This window comes from Streptomyces sp. NPDC048255 (assembly GCF_040652415.1).
GTDB lineage: Bacteria > Actinomycetota > Actinomycetes > Streptomycetales > Streptomycetaceae > Streptomyces.
Map to the genome: position 1 here is coordinate 1 of NZ_JBEZMA010000029.1, position 18,244 is coordinate 18,244.

Genomic DNA, 18,244 nt, shown 5'->3' on the forward strand with positions numbered 1-18,244 from the left:
CCTGAGCGCGCAGCGCTCAGGACTGAACGGCCTCGCTGCGCTCGGCCGGGCCCTTCGGGCCCGGCTCTCCGCTTCGCTCCGAGCCATGGCCGGCCCTTCGGGCCGGAGTCCTTCGCTTCGCTCCGGACTAGCTCCGGCTCCGCTGCGCTCCACCTGAGCGGGCCGGCTTCGCCGGCCACAGACCTCCCGCGCGGAGCGCGGGAGGTGACCCCGTTTCACGGGGTCCGGGCCTCCGGCCCGTTAGGGTGTCCGCTTCGCTCCCACCCCAGCCCTTCCGGCTCCGCCTCCAGCCCCAATCCTCGGTCCTCCTGGCCTACGGGGCTCCCGGGAGAGGTTCGGGCTTCGACCCTGTTGAGCACAGAGTCGTCAGCTTGCCGAATCTCGTCCCTCCAGTGATGTGGCGATAGCCCTTGTCCTGCTGTCAAGTAGGTTCCGGACCGCTTCTTGGGCGGCTTCGCGATCCAGGTGACTCTCCTGCGTCAAAAGCAGGCGTGCTCCAGCTTCCACCTCGGCCCACGCCACCCGCGTCCGCCGATTCTCGGTGCGTCTTACGTCACTGCGGAGAAAGCCTGCTCCTGCTGAAAAACCAGAAGCGACGAGGGCCAGCAGTGCCGCCGGGACACGGGCCTCCGGCGACGACAATCCAGCAGCTCCGGAGATGCCTGCGAGCACTGCGGCGGGAAAGCCGAGCGCGATGTTCATGACGCCCCAAAAGCGCACCCGTTGATGGGCACTGCGTTCTCGTCGCGCAGCTTCAGCAAGCACACGCTCGACTTCGGCCCTGACGGGCGTCACCTGTCCCTGCGACTCGCCTTGATGCTGTGTGTTGTCTTCGGTCACGCACCCGAGGATCTCATCGACGCGTCGGTGAGAGTGTCACCGAGCTCACGCCTATTGGAGGTCGGCTTCTGCCAGGCCCGGGGGTTAGTCATCTGACTCGGGCCCTAACCCCAGCTCTTCGGCTTTCGAGGGGGGCGGGTCGCCCGCTCGTGTCGGGTTCCAGTGTAGCGGCTGCATCAGATTGATGCAGCATGTACCGTTGGAAGAAAAGAGACGTAGGGTCTGGTCGCTCGGTCCAGGTTTTCCAGCGGTAGACACCTGGGTCGCACTGACCTTCGTCAATTGCTCTTTGATGGACTCGCTCCGGTGACTCGTTGGGCGGGCCAAAGGAAAAGAAGGTGCAGTCGGGGTATACCGACTGCATCCCGTACCAGCCGATGGATATCAGGAGGGTGAGCAGGATCGATGCGAGCAGGTGCCTCCACGTGGGAGGGCCTGAGATGGGGCGGATCACGCTCGGAAGCATAAAACCATCGGTGCCCCCACTCATCACGCGGACCTCGATCATCCCATTCGGGCCACATCTCGTCACAGAAACAGGCGTTATGACTGTCGTTCAGCTTCGAGAGCACCAGGTGGACGCGAAAGCACGCATCCGCAAGTGGGTGGGATTCCCTGCACGGACACCAGTGCCCGCGCAGGGTGCCCGGGGCACGATCGTGTCCGCGACCGGCTCCGGGAAGACCATCACGGCCGCTGCGAGCGCCCTGGAGTGCTTCCCCGGCGGGCGAATCCTGGTCACCGTCCCCACCTTGGACCTCCTCGCGCAGACCGCTCAGGCGTGGCGCCTGGTGGGTCATCGGGCCCCGATGGTCGCGCTGTGCTCGCTGGAGAACGACCCGGCGCTGGGCTCGTTGGGCGTGCGCACCACAACGAACCCGATCCAGCTCGCCCTGTGGGCCGGCTCCGGTCCGGTTGTCGTGTTCGCTACGTATGCCTCCCTCGTGGACCGCGAGGACATCGACGCACCCGAGGAACAGCGCAAGGTCCGCGGGCCGCTGGAGGCCGCGCTGGCGGGCGGAGAGCGCCTCTACGGCCAGCAGATGGCGGGCTTCGACCTCGCGATCGTCGACGAAGCCCACGGAACCGCCGGCGACCTCGGACGGCCGTGGGCCGCCATCCACGACAACACCCGCATCCCCGCCGACTTCCGGCTCTACCTCACCGCGACCCCGCGCATCCTCGCCGCGGCCCGGCCCCAGAAGGGCGCCGGGAACCAGGAGGTGGAGATCGCGAGCATGGCAGACGACCCGGACGGCACCTACGGCGCGTGGCTCGCCGAGCTCTGCCTCTCCGAAGCGATCGAGCGGGGCATCCTCGCCGGGTTCGAGATCGACGTCCTGGAGATCCGCGACCCCTCCCCCGTCCTCGGCGAGTCCGAGGAGGCGCAGCGGGGCCGGCGCCTGGCGCTGCTGCAGGCCGCGCTCCTGGAGCACGCCGCAGCGTACAACCTACGCACCGTCATGACCTTCCACCAGAAGGTGGAGGAGGCAGCCGCGTTCGCGGAGAAGCTGCCCGAGACGGCCGCCGAGCTGTACGGCAACGACGCCTCCGACACCGATCTGGCGGCCGCGGAGAAACTCCCGAAGTCGTCGATCGAGGCGGAGTTCTACGAGCTGGAGGCCGGCCGCCACGTCCCGCCCGACCGGGTCTGGTCCGCATGGCTGTGCGGCGACCACCTCGTCACCGAGCGGCGCGAGGTCCTGCGGCAGTTCGCCAACGGCATCGACGCCAACAACCGGCGCGTACACCGGGCGTTCCTCGCCTCCGTCCGCGTCCTCGGCGAGGGCGTCGACATCACCGGCGAGCGCGGCGTCGAGGCGATCTGCTTCGCCGACACCCGCGGCTCGCAGGTCGAGATCGTCCAGAACATCGGCCGCGCCCTCCGCCTCAACCGCGACGGCTCCACCAAGGTCGCCCGCATCATCGTGCCCGTGTTCCTGGAGCCGAACGAGGACCCGACCGACATGGTCGCCAGCGCCAGCTTCCGCCCTCTTGTAGCGGTCCTCCAGGGCCTGCGCTCTCATGACGACCGCCTCGTCGAGCAGCTCGCCTCCCGGGCTCTGACGAGCGGCAAGCGCAAGGTTCATGTCCGGCGGGACGAGGACGGGCGGATCGTCGGGACCGGCGGGGAGGGCGAGGACCAGGAGGACGACACCGACGCGGCGGCCGAGTCGGCGCTGCTGCACTTCTCCTCGCCCCGGGACGCCGCCACCATCGCCGCGTTCCTGCGCACCCGCGTCTACCGGCCGGAGTCCCTGGTGTGGCTGGAGGGCTACCAGGCCCTCATCCGGTGGTGGGCCGAGAACGCCATCACCGGCCTCTACGCCGTCCCGTACGACACCGAGACCGCGGTCGGCGTCACCAAAGCGTTCCCGCTCGGGCGGTGGGTGCACCAGCAGCGCAAGGCCCTGCGCGCCGGAGAGCTCGAGGAGCGGCGCAAGACACTGCTGGACGCCCCGGAGGCCGGGATGGTGTGGGAGCCGGGCGAGGAGGCATGGGAGGCCAAACTCGCCGCGCTCCGCTCCTACCGGCGGGCCACCGGGCACCTCGCCCCCCGACAGGACGCCATGTGGGGCGAGGACGACGAGATGGTGCCCATCGGCCAGTACATGGCCAACCTCCGGCGCAAGGGCGCCAAGAACGGGCTCGGGAAGAACGAGGACACCGCGACGACCCGGGCCGCGCAGCTCGCCGCGATCGACAAGGACTGGAACTGCCCCTGGCCACTCGACTGGCAGCGGCACCACCGCGTCCTGGCAGACCTGGTCGACGCCGACGGCCAGCTGCCCGACATCGCCCCCGGCGTGCTCATGGACGGCGACGACATCGGCCGGTGGCTCCAGCAGCAGAGGCAGCCAGCCACCTGGGCACGGCTGCTGCCCGAGCAGCAGAAGCGGCTGACCGCGCTGGGCGTAGAACCCGCTCAGGCGCCGCCTCCGGCCTCGGCGGCCGGTCGTGGGGCGAAGGGGCCGAGCAAGGCACAGCAAGCATTCCAACGAGGCCTGGCGGCCCTCACGCAGTGGGTCGAGCGGGAAGGCGCCCACCGGCCGGTGCCCCGCGCCCACGGCGAGGAGATCGCAGTCGAGGGCGAGGCGGAGCCGGTGATCGTGAAGCTCGGCGTATGGGTCTCCAACACCAAATCCCGGCGCCACCATCTCACCCAGGAACAGCTGGACGCCCTCGCCAAGCTCGGGGTGAAGTGGGCCTGACCGGTCCCTGAGCCGGACCGGTATCTGAGGTCCCGGGCGTCACGCCTGGGGCCTCGCGGCCAGCACTCTCCGTTGGGCCGCAGGTTCATCCCTTTGCATGCGCCCCATGTGAGTTACCGATCTGCCACATTTTGAGCTGGTTGTCAGTACTTGCTGCTCCACTGCCTCTATGACCGGAAAAAGTGCGTTCCTTCACGGCTCGGACCGTGCAAGAGACGAATTCGACTCGATGGTTCAGGCCTTGCTGGACCGGGAGGAGCGGCGGCTGCTCGCCTCTCCATCGGCAGTCCTCGATGGAGTTGATGAGTTGCGGGCCCTGGTGGCCGAGACCAGCTTCGTCCGGCGCAGTTCGGTCCTAGCCCGCGGTGCACCGCTGCACCGAATCGATCAACGTCAGGCGTGGCAGCGCTTCCCCCATGGGCTGTACGACCCGCGCACGCTCGGGCTGGCGGCGCTGGAGGCGGTGGTGAATCGGCAGGAGATGGAGGCGGAGGCGACCACTGAGGAGGTGGTGGCCTTCCTTGCGTCGCTGGCGGCATCTGCGGCCCCCGGGCGGGATGCCTCTGAGCACCTGGCTGTGGCTCGGTTCGTTCTTCGTGAGCTGCTGAATGACGCTCAGGATGGTGAGGAGTTCGAGGTCTCCTACAGCGATTACCGCCAGGGGCACAGTCGGGTCACCTTGTCGCTGCGGATGCTGGAGGAGGGTTTCGGCCGGCGTGGTCAGGCGGTTCTGCGGGCTACGACTCCGGCAATCAACTTGCTGCTTTCCGGTCTGGAGCACGACTTGGAGGACGAGCAGGCGGCGAAGGACACGATGCTGCGTCGCCAGGTGGCGACCGGCCGGTGGGGACGAGCCGAGGAGAGCGCGGCGGAAAGCCTGAAGTTGTCGCTCGTGTACTGCGAGCGGGTCCGGGCGGTGTTGGAGGAGACCGAGCGCGACGTGCGGGCGGTGGACTGGAGCCAGGACGTTCCCGCTCTGCTGCAGGCGTCCCGGGCGCACCTCGGGGAGCGCCAGCGTGTGGAGCGCGAGCTGATGGAGTACATGCGCGGAGTCCGCAATGAGGTGGAGGACTCGGACGTACGGCGTACCTGTGAGCGGGTCCTGCAGTTGCTGGGCCGGGCCCATCTGCGTCACACGCAGTTGCTGGCGAAGGTCATCGATGCTCGTCCGGCATTTCTGCGCTCTCAGGCCGAGCAGCGTTTCCGTCCTCCACCGCGTCTGGCCCTTGTGGGCATGAAGGAGGACGTGTTGGAGCCGGTCCTTGGCCTCGGGGTCGAGGAGGCCGAGGCGGTGGCGAGTGTGTTCGCCGATGCGGTCGGCGGGCCGGTGGTCTCGCACCTGCCGCGGCTACGGGACTGGTGGGAGTCCCTGCTGGCCCCGGCGCGGGAAGCGCAGCAGGCGATGCCCGACGAGGATATCGAGCTGATCGCCGACGACGTCGGCGAATTGTCCGTCTACAGCGACGAGGACCTCGCTGTCGCCCGCACCGTGCTCACGGAGTCGCTGCGTGCTCCGGTTCGGCTCTCGAAGCTGCTTGAAGTGGCGCTGGAGCATGCGGGGGAGGCGGCGGATCTGCTGGCTGTATCCGTGCTGCGGGCCTACGCGCCCGATCCCGAGGGGTGTGAGGAGGACGAGGCAGTGGACGAGCTGGCTGATCTGCTCAGCGAGCACCTGGTGGTCCTCGACGACGGCACTGCGTTCGATCTCGGTCCGCTCGCCGGAAGTGACCTGTTGCTCGTGCCAGCCCAGCCTCTGATTCCCGATCCCACCTACGCCGAGGACGACATGGAGGTCCTGGCATGACCACGAGCACGTGCGCCTACTCCCCCGCCGACCTGACCGACGCCTCCACCCTCGTCCGGTTCGGCTGTCAGCCGCGCCTGCGTCCCTTGGGGCTCCCGCAGTACCGGGACCTGCTGCACCGCTACCGCATGGACGGGCCCTTCCGGGACGCCGTGGACGCGGGAGCTGACGGTCTGGACCTGGACGTGATGGAGGCGCACCTGGTCGAGGGGCTGATCCTGCACCCCAGGGAGGGGTCCTGGCTGTCCTACCGGCTCAAGGACCACCCCAAGCTGGGGGTCAGCGACCGCCTCGTCCTCGGGCTCGCACACATGGCCATCGCGGCCCGTGCCTACCCCACCGCAGCGGATCTCGAAGACGACACCGTCAAGCGGATCTCGATCACGGACGTGGACGACTTCCTGCGGCGCCTGACGGACAAACTCCGCGAGAAGGCCGTGGACACGGACGGCCTGACCGTGGCGCACTCCGAGCTTCAGGCCGCCTGGCGGGTGTACGCCAAGCTACCGCCCTCCCGTCTGACGCCGACACGGCAGCTCGCGCAGTCCAGCACCCAACGGGTGATCAAGGAAGCGATGGAGTGGCTCGTGGAACAAGGCATGGCCTACCCCGCCGGCGACCTCGGGCCGGGGCACTACCGCCTCGCCCACCGCTTCCGCGTCCAGGTACGTGAAGCAGCCGGCTCCGCCGCCTACGCGGCGCTGTGCGACCTGCGCCGCGCCCACCTTTCCCAGGAGGACTGACCCATGCTGCAACTCCTGCGTCTTCGGCTGGAGAATGTCGGCCACCGTGCGGCCGGCTTCAAATCGCTGGTCCTGGATCTGACCGGCGGGGCGAGCTCCCTCAACGGCCGCCCCATGCAGCCTGTCGACGTGATCTTGTGGCTACGCAACGGCGGCGGCAAGTCGAGCCTGCTCTCGCTCCTATTCAGCCTGCTGCTGCCTGCCAAGAAGGACTTCATCGGGGCGGCCAAGGCCAAGTCGCTGGCCGAGTACATCCCCGACGGGCAGGTCTCCCACGTGATCGCCGAGTGGGCAGACTCCGAACGACCCGCGTCCGGCGCCGTCCTGCTCACCGGCGGTGTCTACCAGTGGCGCGACCGGCAGCGCCCCACGGATGTGAGCAGCGGATGGGAGCGGCTGGAGCGCCGCTGGTACCTGCTGCGGCCGCAGCCTGGCGGGCTGGAACTCGATTCCCTGCCCGTGCGCAGTGAGGATGGCCAGCTCACCATGGGCATGTACGTCAAGGCTCTGGAGGCGGCCAACAGGGTGGAGCGAAGGCTGCAGCTGGCCGTCGCGGACGAGCAGTACGAGTGGGCGGAGCAGCTGGGCAACCACGGCCTGGATCCTCAGGTTTTCAGGATGCAGAAGGCCATGAACCAGGAGGAGGGCGGCATCACCGAACTGTTCAAGTTCGGCTCTGCCGAGGAGTTCGTCGACTTCCTCATCGACATGGTGGTCGACGATGCTGCGCCCACCGCGGCGCGGGCGGCACTGTCCACCCATGCTGACAAGCTGGCCGCCCGGCCCGGACGGGAGCTGGAGGAGCGGTTTCTTGCGAGGGCTCTTCTGCTGCTGCGGCCCGTTCAGCAGGCCACGGCCGAGGTCGCCGCCGCCGAGCAGGTCCTCGCCCTACAGGCTCGGCTCGCCCTGCGCGCGAGCGAGCACGTCCAAGGACAGGCCGAGCACTGGGAAGAGCAAGCGGCCGCCTTGCGTCAGGAGGCTGAAGCGACCGCTCAGGAGGCGCAGGAGGCCCAGAGCCGGGTGGCAGCGCGCCAGCAGCATGTGGTCGCGGTTCGGGAGGCGGCCGAGCGGCTGCGGATGGAGGACCGTCGGTGTGAGCACCTCGCGCAGCAGGAGAGGGTTGCTGAGACGGGGCAGGAGGCAGCCGCCTGGAAGGCCGTCCCTGTACTGATGGACCTGGCGGACCAGGAGGAGGAGCGCCGCGAGACCAAGCAGCTGCTGGCCCGTGCTCACAGTGAGCAGGCCCCGTTGCGTGAGGCCATGGAACAGGGTGGTGCCGGCCTGTACTCCAGGCTCGAAGGGGGCCTTGGCCGGCTCGCCGACGAGATGGGTCGCACCCGCAGTGAGGCTGAGGAGGCCGCCTCGCTGGTCGCGGCGGGTGAGCGGGAGTATGAGGGGGCGGTGGCCGCGGCCGGCAGTGCGGAGAGTCTTGCCGCGTCCGCTGAGGCGCACCAGGCGGCAGAGCAGGCGAAGCTCACGGCCGCCCGCCGCACGGGTCTCCTCGGCGAGCTCGAGGAGCCGCACGAGGCCCTCGAACGGATGACCCACGAGGAAGCGGCGGCACAGGAGCAGGCAGAGCAGGCCGGGCGGCGGCTGGAGGCGGCCCGCGGGCAGGCGAGCACCGTCGCGGCGGAACGGGTCGCGTGCGCCGGCCGGCTCAGTTCGGCACGCCAGCAGCACGACCAGGTGTGGGAGCAGTGGAACACCCTGACCCAGGAACGCCGGGACCTGGCGGACATGCCGCGTCTGCGGGAACTGGCCGAGATCGCGGATACGGCGACGAAGCTTGACCTGGAGCAGGCTGGCGCCGATCTCGCTGGCCTGCTCGCTGACCAGGTGGCGGATGCGGACATGGAGCTGGCCGCCGAGCGGGCCCAGGCCTGTGAGGACGAACGGCTTCGCGAGGCGCTGATGCGTGATGGGTTCTGTCCGCCTCCCCGTGAGGTCGAGCAGGCCGTCGCCGCATTGCGGCACCGCGGTGCCCATGCGGTCTCCGGGATGCAATTCCTGCGCGATACGGTGCCCGCCCACCAGCACGACAACGTCATCGCGGCCATTCCCCATCTGATCGCAGGAGTGGTCATCTGCGGGCCGGTCCCCGGCGGGGATCTGGCGGCCCTGGCCCGGCAGGCCGATGTCGCTCTGCCGACGGTCGTCTCCGTCGCCGCCGACATCCAGGCCCGCGCCCTGCTGTCCAGGCGTCCCGAGGACATCGCAGTCCTGCCTCTGCGCCGCTCGGTACTCGATGCCGGGGCCGGTGAGGAGGAACTGCAGCGCGTCACCACCCGCCTGGGCAGCGTGGAGGAGCGCCTTGCGGCCATCGGTTCGCGGCGGGAGGCCGACCGCGCACTCATGGCTCGGCTGCAGTCCCATGAGGAGGCCTTCGGTGCAGGTGCCCGGGCCAGGCTGGAGGAACTCCTCGGCCGACTCGACGAGGAGGTGAACACGCTCACCGAGCAGGCGAGCTCTCTGGTCCGCCAGGCAGGCGCAGCCGAGGATGCCGCATGCAGGGCAGAGCGTCGGCTGAAGCGCCACACGGAACAGCTGATGGGTCTCGCAGCGGCGCTCCCCAAGGTCCAGTCGCTGGTGGAAGCGGCCCAAGCGGTCGAGCGCTGGGCAGCGCAACGGCAGCAGGCCCGTGCCGGAGCGCGCGAGCACCGCTGCACTGCCGAGGGGGCCAAGAGGCGCTGGCGGGAGGCCGAAAACCAGCAGCGGGCCGCGGAAGAGCGGCTGCGCCAAGGTGAGGAACGGGCGAGCCGCTGGACCGGGTGGGTGGAGGAGATCCGGCAGGAACTGTCCGCTGAGGTCATCGAGGCGGCCCGTCCTGACGTCCTGCCGGACGGCAGCGTGCAGGCTCTGCGAGAGCGCTGGGTACAAGCCCGCAAAGACTGGCTGGGTGGTATCAGCGATAACGCCCTCCAGCAGCGGCTCGCCGCTGCCGACACGGCTGTCAAGGCCCTGAACGAGAAGTTGGACGGGACCAGTTCCGCGGCCCGTGCGCAGGCTGCGGAACTGGTTGGAGAGGCCATGGCCATGGACACCGGGCGTCTCACCACCCGCATCGCCGCCGCCGAACAGGCGCGCAAGGACGCGGAGCGGGCCGAAGTCGAAGCGGACGTGCTGGCCCGCCAGGCCGCCACCGCCCATGAGGAGGCGTCCGCGGCACTCGATGACATCCCGGGCGGCAAGCGGCTGACGTTCCCCACCGCCCAGGCGGCGTCCGAGGAACTGCGGACGGCAGAGCAACTGCTTGAGGATGACCGCGGGCTGGCCCAGATGCGGTGCCTGGACGCCGAGAGGATCCACCGCAGTGCGGACGGGGCGACCAGCCACGCCGCGCAGTTCCGGCAGTCGGCGAGCGCCCTCAGGGCGGCGGGAGAGCACCAGGGTCCTGCAGAGGGCACCGATGGCGCTGTGGAGATGACCGTCGATGCGCTCCTGCTCGAACAGCACGCGCTGTCCGCCGTGACCGCGCAGTCCCTGCGACCGCTGAACGCCGAGGAGATCAAGGACTCCCTCGTCCACGCGGTCGACCAGGCCGGCCGTGCCGTCGAACGGTCCAGGAGCACCCTGCGCAGGGACGTGCACACGCTGGAACAGCTCGCCGTCCAGCCCGAGTACGTTCCCGTCGTCGACGGACGGCTGCGAGAGCGCCTGCAGCATGACCTCACCGCCCCCACCCGCCTCGCAGGGCTCCTGGAGGACATCGAGGAACGCGAGCGGCAGGTCATCGGGCTGCTGGCAGAGTCTGCCGAGGACCAGGCCCGGGTCGTGGACGCCTGCGCGAGCACGGTCGAAGCGGTCCTGGACAGCGTGGAAGAGGTCGCCCGTCGCTCCCTCCTTCCCAAGAACCTGGGCTGCTGGTCCAACCAGCGGTTCGTGTCCCTGGAACTACGCCAGCGTGCCCACGGCGAAGAACTGGCGCGCCGGCTGTCCGCCGAGGTCGACCGGCTCATCACCTCCCTGCCCGCCAGCGCCTCAGGGCGGGCCAGCGCACTGCCCGAGGCCATGACCCTGGCCAAGCGGATGGTCCTGGCCGCGCTCGGCGGCCGCGGCAACATCGTCGCGAAGATCATCAAACCGACACAGAGTCTGGACACCGTCGAACGCGAGTCCGTCACCGCGATCCAGAAGTTCAGCGGCGGCGAACTACTCACCGTCTCCGTACTCCTCTACTGCACGCTCGCCCGGATGCGGGCCGCCCAGCGAGACCGGCGCATCCCCGGCGGGGTGGGCACGCTCGTCCTGGACAACCCCTTCGGGAAAGCGAACTACGGGCCCTTCGTCGACCTGCAGCGACGCGTGGCCGGCGCCCACGGCATCCAGCTCGTCTACACCACCGGCTCCAACGACCTCCCCGCCCTCGGCCGCTTCCCTCTCATCATCCGCCTGCGCAACGGCGTCGACATGCGTACCAGGCGCCGCTACGTCCAGATCCTCGACCGGTACGGCGACGCCGTCGCAGCGGGCGTCACCCGCGCCCAGGACGACGACGTCACCTCCGCCCGCCTCCTGCGCCGCTCCGCCCTACGCCCCGAGGCCGAACAGGAAAGCGGCGGCCCCGGACAGGAGGCAGGGTGACCACCGCCGACCGCATGGCCGCCTTCCTCGCCCGGCAGACCCGCCAGCGCGTCGAATTCGACGCGCTGGCGGGCGCCGCCTACGCCGGTGACTCCAGCCTGGCCGGCTCGCCACGTCGCCGCCGCATCCTCGCCGACGCCGCCCACACCCTGGCCACCCAGGGCCTGGCCACCCTCCCCAAAGGGCAAGACGGCTGGGACCACAGCGCCCACCCTGCCCTGCCCCGCTGGGTCCAACGCCCGCCGGCCACCCGCCCCCGCGGCCGACGGCCCGCCCCCAGGGCCTACGTCGAACAGTTGGCCTTCGCCACCACACTCCGGCTGACCGCGGCTGACCACGCGCTGCTCGGCCCCATCAACGCCTTGCTGCGCGACCAGCCGGACGCCATGGTCATCCCGCTCGCCGACCGGTCCTACCAGCTGTACGGCGACGAGAAACGCCTCAAGAACATCGAGCGCCACCACCTCGTCACCAAAGGGCTCCTCAACCTCACCACACACCTGCGTGCCCGGCCCACGCCCGCCCCACTGGCCATGTTCGAACTCGGGCCCGCACCCTGGCTCCTCATCGTGGAGAACACCGCCGCCTTCACCAGCCTCCGCGAAATCCTCGGCACCTGGCCCGACCGCAGCCAGGTCGGATGGCTCGCCTTCGGCGAAGGCGACCACCTCATCGCCTCCCTCCCCACCGCCCTCACCTCCTTCTGCGAACGCAACCACCCCGTGGACACGGTGCTGCTGTACGCGGACCTCGATCTCGACGGACTTCACTGCGCCCACAAGGCCGCCGAACGCGCACGCCTGGTCGGCCTACCCCCGCCGCAGCCGGCCGTCGGCCTCTACCAGGCCCTGCTCAAACAGCCACCCCGCACACACCCGCCCGCCACCAGCGACGAAGCACACGCCGCATCTGCCTGGCTCCCTCCCGAACTCGCCGAGGCCGTCACCGAACTGCTGACCAAAGGGCTGGTGCTGCGCCACGAAGCTCTGCCCCAGCCGCAGCTCCGCACCCTGCTCAACGCATCCTTTCCCCTCCTGCCCCAAATCCGCGACGGCGCGACAAGCCGGTCCTGACCCGCTGGCCCGCCCTACCCAAAAGGAGCTCCGCCCATGAGCCCTCACCCCTCGCCGGATCCCCCGGCCGGTACCCACGCCTGCGACACTGACCCGCGGACCTGGAGCGACATCTTCAGCACGACCATCGACGCCGTACCCATCGACTGCGTCCGCCCGAACGACACCGACCGCCCCGTCTGGTCCCTGTGCTCCCCGCGCTGCTGCCGACCCGAGGACTACCTCGGAACCCTCCACGCCCGCAACACCGGCGCCCTCTGGCACGTCCAGACCACCGGCGAGCTCCACACCTCATTCGCCGACGCCGTACGTGCGTTGTGCCGCCAACCGGGCCACTCGACGTCGAAGAACGGGCGCTGCAGCGCCCAGTGCGTAGGTGATGCCGCGGGCAAAGGTGCTGATCAGTTTGTGGAGGTCTCCCATCGTCTGCCCTCCGGAGAGCTCCACTCGCGCGGTGAAGCCGATGGCGCCGGGCCCGGGTGAGAGAGAGCAGCGCATCGTGGCGGTCGAGGGGTAGCAGATGGCCGACCACTACGAGCTGTTCTCACCCGCCGTGCCCCACCGGCCGACGATGTCCTCCAGGGCGCGACGTTGCTGCTCCTCGCGGGCGATCTGCTGCGCGAGGACGTCGCGGTCGATGTAGGGGTCGACGGCGGCGAGGACCAGTCGCTGGAGTTCGTCCGGGTCCAGCGCTTCAACCTCCCACTGCACCGGATGCTCGATGTCGAAGCCGTAGCGGCGGGCGAAGGCTGGCCACCTCGGGTCGTCGCGCTTGCCCTCGGTCGCCGGGAGGCCCTACGCGCGCATCTGCTCATAGGTGAGCAGCACCCGGGTCACCGAACTCCAGCACCCCGTCCGCTGCATCCAGTCCCGCTCGATGTCCTCGCCCGAGCAGTCAAAATCGCCGACCATTCTCCGGGGCGCCGCGAGCGTGCGGGTGGAATTTCCGCAGCTCAGGCACTGTCTGGAGGACTGTAACTGATGCAACACATGTGGCGCATGGAGCTGCTCGTCTTCGGATGGCGGCTCGGCCGTGGTGTGCCGAATGATCTCTGTCTCCCCGACCGCTCGTAAGAGCTGAGGCCCACCCCATCGTCTATGTGGGCGCAGGCAGCGTGTCAACGGCGTCGTAGGTGGATCTGATCAATTCCTTCAACTCGGCGATCTCGGGGTCGAGCGTGCTGCGACTGTCTCGAGAATCCAGTTGGTCGGCAGGCCATGCCTGGTAGATCCGTTCGATGAGCGCTGGCAGCGCGGTCGTGATCGCCTGGAGGGTCTTCATGCCCGCCCGAAGGTCTATCGGGCCAGTCAGTGGGTGACTGCCGCGGCAGCAGTACATGATCCTCTGCGTGGCCAAGTTCCAGTCGGGTGCGCGGCCCTCGATCCACCGCGGCTTTGCCAGACTGAGGAGCGCCGCGCTGGCGTCCAGATCCGTTTCGTCGTTCGACTCCACGATGGCAAAGGTCTTCTCGAGGATCGGGTCATCAGGGACGACTTCACGGGCCACTTCTAGCACCGTGAGCGCCCGGTCGAGCAGAGCAAGAGCGTCCCGGTTCCAGCGGATCACCGCAGGGGTTGTCAGCTCCAGCATGGCGAGGTCGGCTGCTCGGTTGCGCTTCCGCGGCAGGGGTGGATCATCGGACGCTCCTGCCATGTCCATGTGCATGCCTAGCCGCTGTCCGAATCCTTCCGGGTCGTCATCGATTCCCTCCAGGTGTGGGACTTCCTCCCCCTCGCTGCGGTCACGGTCCCGATAGACCTGGTAGAGAGCAGTCAGCGCCCTGAAGTAGTCGGTGCCGACCACTGACGCTCCGAGCGTCGTCCCCACCGTCATGGTCACGTAAGCCTCGCGAAGCAGGCGCGCCGTGGCATCCGGTCGCCCGGGCGGGAGTGGGAAGCGCTGGCTCCGCCTGAACCTCCGCCGGGCGATCGCGTTGGCTGCTTCGATGCCCTCTTCTTCGCTGGCGGCGCTCTCGAATGCCTGCTCGATGCGAAGAGCCACTCCATCGTCTTGGTGGAGGGCCCACCACTCAAAGGCTTTGAGAATTCCCTCGTCTCCCAACGGAATGACCGGCAGTGCGGTGAATACGCGCAAAGCAGTCTCTTGGATGGGCCGGCCGCGCTTGGAGTGCCCGGCCAGGGCCCACGCGATCGTCCTGGCGTCGTCCGGTGTGCGCGATGTCGATCCGCCTCGGCCTGGCCAGTGCCGTTCGTTCTTCGGTAGCAGGCCCGCCCGTCTCCACCCACGTAGCTGATCAACGCTCACTCGGGTACCGATGAACGCCAGGCGGTCCAGGAGGTCTTGCTCCGCAGCACTCGGCTTGGGGGACATCCCCGCAGCGTAGCGAGAACTACGCGACCCCCTGGCGAATTAGACGATTCCCTGCTGGCTGACTTGAGGCACGAACTGAACGGCTCCGGTTGACCGGAACCGTGTTGTGGCACGGAGGAGGCCAGAATGAATCTCGGGGATCGGCTGCGTGGGCTCAGGCGGGTTTTGAGCATCGATGAGGCGTCAAGCCTGCGGCGCCGCCGACATCGGGTGGCCTTGGGCCTCGCCGGTCTGATGGCCAGCGCGGTAGTCAGTGGGGCGGTGGAGGCTCTGGTGTCTCGCTTGATGGCCCGCTGACCCGATGCCTGCCGGTCGGCTCCCGGCCATGCAGCAGCCGGGAGCCGGGTTGCCTGCCCGTTTCAGCTGGTCACGGTGGAGGATCGGTCGGTGTGGCGGTTGAGCTGGGCCATCAGGTCGCGGTTGGCAGCGCGGGCGGCGGCGAGGTCGTCGCCCTGATCCTGGAGTTTGAGTTCCAGATCGATTACCTGTTGTTCGAGCGTGGTGATGCGGGCCTTGAGCTGTTCGGTGTCCTCGGGTCCGCCGATGCCGGACTCGCGCCAGACCTGCTCGCCCAGGATCTCGCTGAGCCGCGTTTCGAGGCGGCGGGCGTGAGCGGCGATGCGGGCGGCGCGGGCGTCGGCGGCGAGCAAGCCGGCCTGGAGGGAGGCCCGGCTGACGGCTGGCCCGCGGCCGCTGGCGGCGGTGGGCGGTTCAGCGGCCTGGGCATGGACCTGGCCGAGCAGGTCGCGGTGGCGGTAGAGGAAGGTGCGGTCGACGCCGGCGCCCGCATCTGACGGACGATCTGGGCAGCCTTCTGGATCTCGGCGCGTTCGGCCTCGGTGAGCGTGTCGACGTCCTCGGTGACGCGCTGGATCAGGGTTTGCCGGGCCATCCGCTGATCTCGACGCCGACGGTACCCACGGAGGGCCGGTCGAAGGTCAGGGCGAAGGGCTCCACGTCCTGCGTGGCGCGGCGAACGTCGCTCAGGAGCGCATCTATGTCGATGGCGTCGCGGCCGAGCCCAATGGCGTGGAGCAGCGTGCAGTGCATCCAGTCCATCGGCACGTTCTGCAGTCCGGGCGCGGTGATCCCCTGGTACGGGGCGGCGAGGGCAGCGGCCTCGGCCGGGGTGGGCAGGATGTGCCAGTGCAGGTCACGGCGGCCCGCTGGCCAGAAGCGCGTCACCCTCTCGAAGAAGTTCTCCATGCGGCGCAGTGTCCCCCGACGAGCTGTCGGTCGGAGGGTGTTCGGGCAGATCAGGCCCTTCCACGTCCGCCACCCTGACGAGCCCCACTGAAACTCATCAACGGGTGGGCCATGAGGTTCCTGCGGACCGACCGGTCGCCCGCGGCGCGGGCCTTGGCGTACAGGGCAAGCCAATAGGCCCCCTCTGCCTCGTACGGGTGGAGTCGGGGCCGTCGGCGAACCGCTTTCCTCCGTCCTGCTGTCGGAAGGGTCATGAAGTCGATCGACGAGCAGCACATTGCGGAGCCTGGCCTGGTGGTGCTGGACATCACCGGCAGGGACGAGGACACCGTCCGGGCCGTGATGGCGTCGCTGGAGGGGCGGTGGGCAACCTCGGGCGTCGTCCCGGTTCGCCGGGATCCCGGCGAGCTCGGGGTCCGGGCCCGCATCTACGCCGACATCCTGCGCCCAGGACGAGATGGGCCGTGATCTGCCGCACAGGGTGTTCTACACGCCCCCCAGCGTCGTGCCGAGTTCCTCGGCGGTGGGCCGGTTGGTCGGGTCATCCAGGAGCACGGGCAGCAGCACGTCTTGGAGGTCGGGCCAGGGCCGGCCAGCCTGGACGGGGATGCGGCCGGTGGCGATGTGCCGGCGGAGCTCGTGCGGGGTGCTCGCCTTCGGGTCGATCCCGGCAGTCTTGTAGTCCAGCGGCCAGGTCCCTGTGGCGCAGGTCCAGATGGTCCCGGCAAGCGCGTAGATCTCGGCGGCCGGGGTGACGACGACAGGCTTGTCCCCGGTGACGATGGCGGCCGCGAGCTCGGGGGAAAGCAGGTGCGTCATGCCGCCGTTGAAATCGTCGCCCTGGTCCCAGCCGGGCCGCCAGGCCCACGCGAGGTCGATGAGCTCCACCCCGGTCGCGGTGTGGATGCCGTGGGAGGGCTGCAGGTCGGCGTGCACCCAGCCCTTCGAGTGGAGGCCGGCGACCGCCCCGCACAGGTCGGCAGCCGAGGCCAGGGCACGCTCTCGGCCAGCACCGTCCGTCCGGACGGGCGCGAAGACCTCCCAGGTCGAGGGGCCTTCGAGCCAGTCGGTGAGCAGCCATGCCGCGCCGTGGGTGACGCCGCCGCCCACGAAGTAGTCCGTCTTCAGGGCGGCGAGCGCGGCGGCCTCGCGGGCGGTGATGTCGGCGCCGTCGCCGCGTCCGACCTTCAGGGCAGCGGTGCCCTTGTGGCCGGTGGCCTTCCAGACGGCGGAGCCGCGCCGGTCGGTGACCTTGGTGAGGACCAGGCCGTGGCCGCAGTGCTCGGCGGTGGCGGCCTGTGCGGCGGCCGGGATCGGGGACGGAGTGCTCAAGGGGTGCTCTCCTTCAGGGGCTTCGGCAGGAGAGCGGCCCAGGAGCGGACCGTGGCCCAGTCGCGGTCCAGGCCGTCGAAGACGTTGCGGCCGTCGTCCTGGGCCTCGCGGATGGTGTCGGCCAGCACGGGCGTGTTGTGCAGGAAGCGGGGGTCGCGCGGGCGTACGGCGGGCCGGATCGACAGGAACGTCACCGGGGGAACGGGGAGGGCAGCGCCAAGGCGGCTGGTGTCTTCCTCGCCCTCCCAGAACTTGCCGAACATCAGCCCGACAGGTCCGTAGAGGTTCTTCAGGGCCCAGTGTGGCCAGTCCAGATGACGGCGTGAGGCCCCGCGCACGACCAGGTTCTCGCACACCAGATGACCGCGCTGCCCTTTGGACAGAATCCGCACCCGCTCGGCGCAGACGATCGCGGCGGCGAACAGGGCGCCCTCGATGACGAAGAGTTCGGCGCCCGGCGCGATGTCGTAAGTCGTCCAGTACGTGAGTCCGTTCTTGAGGGACGGGCCGAGGTACGGGCAGTGGGCGGTGGTCGCCTCCACGTAGCTGGCGAAGGCGGGAGTGGTGGTGCGGCCGGTGGAGACGCGCAGAGCCCCCGCCCAGGCGGGCGAGGGCTCCATGGGCGCGGTGCTGGTCACTCCGCGGTCTCCTCGGCGAACTCCGGCCCACAGTTCCAAGACGCCTCGACGCGGCCGGTCTCCCGGTACGCCGAGAACGCCTCGCCGTCCAGGCGGCCGCGCTCGTCGGTGAACCAGATCGCGGACAGCGGCCCGTACGCCTCCTCGTACGCGTTCACCCACTCGATGACGCCGACCCCGGATTCCGGGCTGTGTCCGACGACCGCGCCCGCGTGCTCGGTGGAGAACGCGTCGTAGACGTCGGTGTCGAGCTGGTCGTGCCAGAAGGCGTCGATGGCGCCGGAGAACATCTCGGGGAGCTTCTCCCCGGCCCGGTGGCGCTGGCCGGCGATGGTCAGGAAGCGGGCGAGTTCGGTGTGCTCGACGGTGGTGGTCATGGCGGTGCCCCTCTCAGTTGTAGGTGGTGCGCGTCGGGCCCGGCGGGCCGGCCGTGGTGGCTGTACGACGCCGCGCACCCGGAGATCCCCAGGTCCTGTCTGGGTG

Annotated in this window: 15 protein-coding genes; 8 read left to right on the top strand and 7 right to left on the bottom strand. The window is 69.5% G+C overall.

The window, feature by feature from the left end:
- Positions 1 to 366: 366 nt before the first annotated feature.
- Positions 367 to 840, bottom strand: a complete 474-nt coding sequence (locus tag AB0D94_RS22250) for a hypothetical protein (protein ID WP_362054680.1) — start codon at positions 838 to 840, stop codon at positions 367 to 369.
- A 545-nt stretch (positions 841 to 1,385) separates the two neighbouring features.
- On the opposite strand from AB0D94_RS22250, the gene AB0D94_RS22255 reads away from it, so the two are divergent.
- The 6 genes from AB0D94_RS22255 to AB0D94_RS22280 all read left to right on the top strand — a co-directional run bounded on the left by AB0D94_RS22255 (position 1,386) and on the right by AB0D94_RS22280 (position 12,736).
- Positions 1,386 to 4,052, top strand: a complete 2,667-nt coding sequence (locus AB0D94_RS22255; RefSeq protein ID WP_362054683.1) for a Helicase associated domain protein — start codon at positions 1,386 to 1,388, stop codon at positions 4,050 to 4,052.
- A gap of 169 nt (positions 4,053 to 4,221) precedes the next feature.
- A complete protein-coding gene (locus AB0D94_RS22260; protein WP_362054686.1) occupies positions 4,222 to 5,856 on the top strand; it encodes a hypothetical protein in 1,635 nt (544 codons plus the stop codon).
- A complete protein-coding gene (locus AB0D94_RS22265) occupies positions 5,853 to 6,599 on the top strand; it encodes a hypothetical protein (protein ID WP_362054689.1) in 747 nt (248 codons plus the stop codon). Before AB0D94_RS22260 ends, AB0D94_RS22265 begins: the two co-directional genes overlap by 4 nt.
- Positions 6,600 to 6,602: 3 nt before the next feature.
- Positions 6,603 to 11,180, top strand: a complete 4,578-nt coding sequence (locus AB0D94_RS22270) for a hypothetical protein (protein ID WP_362054692.1) — start codon at positions 6,603 to 6,605, stop codon at positions 11,178 to 11,180.
- Positions 11,177 to 12,253 (top strand): hypothetical protein, encoded by a 1,077-nt coding sequence (locus AB0D94_RS22275; RefSeq protein WP_362054695.1) that lies wholly within the window; start codon positions 11,177 to 11,179, stop codon positions 12,251 to 12,253. The genes AB0D94_RS22270 and AB0D94_RS22275 overlap by 4 nt, the downstream gene beginning before the upstream one ends.
- 36 nt (positions 12,254 to 12,289) lie before the next feature.
- Entirely contained in the window at positions 12,290 to 12,736 is a 447-nt protein-coding gene (locus tag AB0D94_RS22280) for a hypothetical protein (RefSeq protein ID WP_362054698.1), read from the top strand.
- A gap of 48 nt (positions 12,737 to 12,784) precedes the next feature.
- Here the strand turns inward: AB0D94_RS22280 and AB0D94_RS22285 are convergent, their stop codons facing one another.
- Positions 12,785 to 12,964, bottom strand: coding sequence for a hypothetical protein (locus AB0D94_RS22285; RefSeq protein WP_362054701.1), 180 nt, complete (start codon positions 12,962 to 12,964; stop codon positions 12,785 to 12,787).
- A gap of 385 nt (positions 12,965 to 13,349) precedes the next feature.
- Complete coding sequence (locus AB0D94_RS22290; protein WP_362054704.1) at positions 13,350 to 14,348, bottom strand: hypothetical protein; 999 nt, start codon at positions 14,346 to 14,348, stop codon at positions 13,350 to 13,352.
- A gap of 626 nt (positions 14,349 to 14,974) precedes the next feature.
- On the opposite strand from AB0D94_RS22290, the gene AB0D94_RS22295 reads away from it, so the two are divergent.
- Entirely contained in the window at positions 14,975 to 15,379 is a 405-nt protein-coding gene (locus AB0D94_RS22295; RefSeq protein WP_362054707.1) for a hypothetical protein, read from the top strand.
- A gap of 79 nt (positions 15,380 to 15,458) precedes the next feature.
- On the opposite strand, the gene AB0D94_RS22300 is transcribed toward AB0D94_RS22295, so the two are convergent.
- The gene (locus AB0D94_RS22300; RefSeq protein WP_362054710.1) at positions 15,459 to 15,791 is read right to left on the bottom strand and encodes a hypothetical protein; all 333 of its coding nucleotides are present in this window, start codon (positions 15,789 to 15,791) and stop codon (positions 15,459 to 15,461) included.
- Positions 15,792 to 16,043: 252 nt separating this feature from the next.
- Between AB0D94_RS22300 and AB0D94_RS22305 the strand changes: the two genes are divergently transcribed.
- A complete protein-coding gene (locus AB0D94_RS22305) occupies positions 16,044 to 16,259 on the top strand; it encodes a DUF6207 family protein (RefSeq protein ID WP_362054713.1) in 216 nt (71 codons plus the stop codon).
- 18 nt (positions 16,260 to 16,277) lie between these two features.
- Here the strand turns inward: AB0D94_RS22305 and AB0D94_RS22310 are convergent, their stop codons facing one another.
- From AB0D94_RS22310 to AB0D94_RS22320, 3 genes are read right to left on the bottom strand one after another with little or no spacing between them, the layout of a single operon-like run.
- Positions 16,278 to 17,123 carry a hypothetical protein gene (locus AB0D94_RS22310; RefSeq protein ID WP_362054716.1) on the bottom strand — a complete coding sequence of 282 codons (846 nt, stop codon included), beginning with the start codon at positions 17,121 to 17,123 and terminating at the stop codon, positions 16,278 to 16,280.
- On the bottom strand, positions 17,120 to 17,761 hold the full coding sequence (locus AB0D94_RS22315) for a hypothetical protein (RefSeq protein ID WP_362054719.1): 642 nt from the start codon (positions 17,759 to 17,761) through the stop codon (positions 17,120 to 17,122). Before AB0D94_RS22315 ends, AB0D94_RS22310 begins: the two co-directional genes overlap by 4 nt.
- Complete coding sequence (locus AB0D94_RS22320) at positions 17,758 to 18,138, bottom strand: hypothetical protein (protein WP_362054722.1); 381 nt, start codon at positions 18,136 to 18,138, stop codon at positions 17,758 to 17,760. The genes AB0D94_RS22315 and AB0D94_RS22320 overlap by 4 nt, the downstream gene beginning before the upstream one ends.
- Between the last annotated feature and the right edge of the window lie 106 nt (positions 18,139 to 18,244).

Bases quoted from the DNA above. Each gene is read 5' to 3' on its own strand.
- AB0D94_RS22255 (WP_362054683.1), top strand. From the start codon at position 1,386: ATGACTGTCGTTCAGCTTCGAGAGCACCAGGTGGACGCGAAAGCACGC.
- AB0D94_RS22260 (WP_362054686.1), top strand. From the start codon at position 4,222: ATGACCGGAAAAAGTGCGTTCCTTCACGGCTCGGACCGTGCAAGAGAC.
- AB0D94_RS22265 (WP_362054689.1), top strand. From the start codon at position 5,853: ATGACCACGAGCACGTGCGCCTACTCCCCCGCCGACCTGACCGACGCC.
- AB0D94_RS22270 (WP_362054692.1), top strand. From the start codon at position 6,603: ATGCTGCAACTCCTGCGTCTTCGGCTGGAGAATGTCGGCCACCGTGCG.
- AB0D94_RS22280 (WP_362054698.1), top strand. From the start codon at position 12,290: ATGAGCCCTCACCCCTCGCCGGATCCCCCGGCCGGTACCCACGCCTGC.
- AB0D94_RS22300 (WP_362054710.1), bottom strand. From the start codon at position 15,791: ATGGAGAACTTCTTCGAGAGGGTGACGCGCTTCTGGCCAGCGGGCCGC.
- AB0D94_RS22305 (WP_362054713.1), top strand. From the start codon at position 16,044: ATGAAGTCGATCGACGAGCAGCACATTGCGGAGCCTGGCCTGGTGGTG.
- AB0D94_RS22320 (WP_362054722.1), bottom strand. From the start codon at position 18,138: ATGACCACCACCGTCGAGCACACCGAACTCGCCCGCTTCCTGACCATC.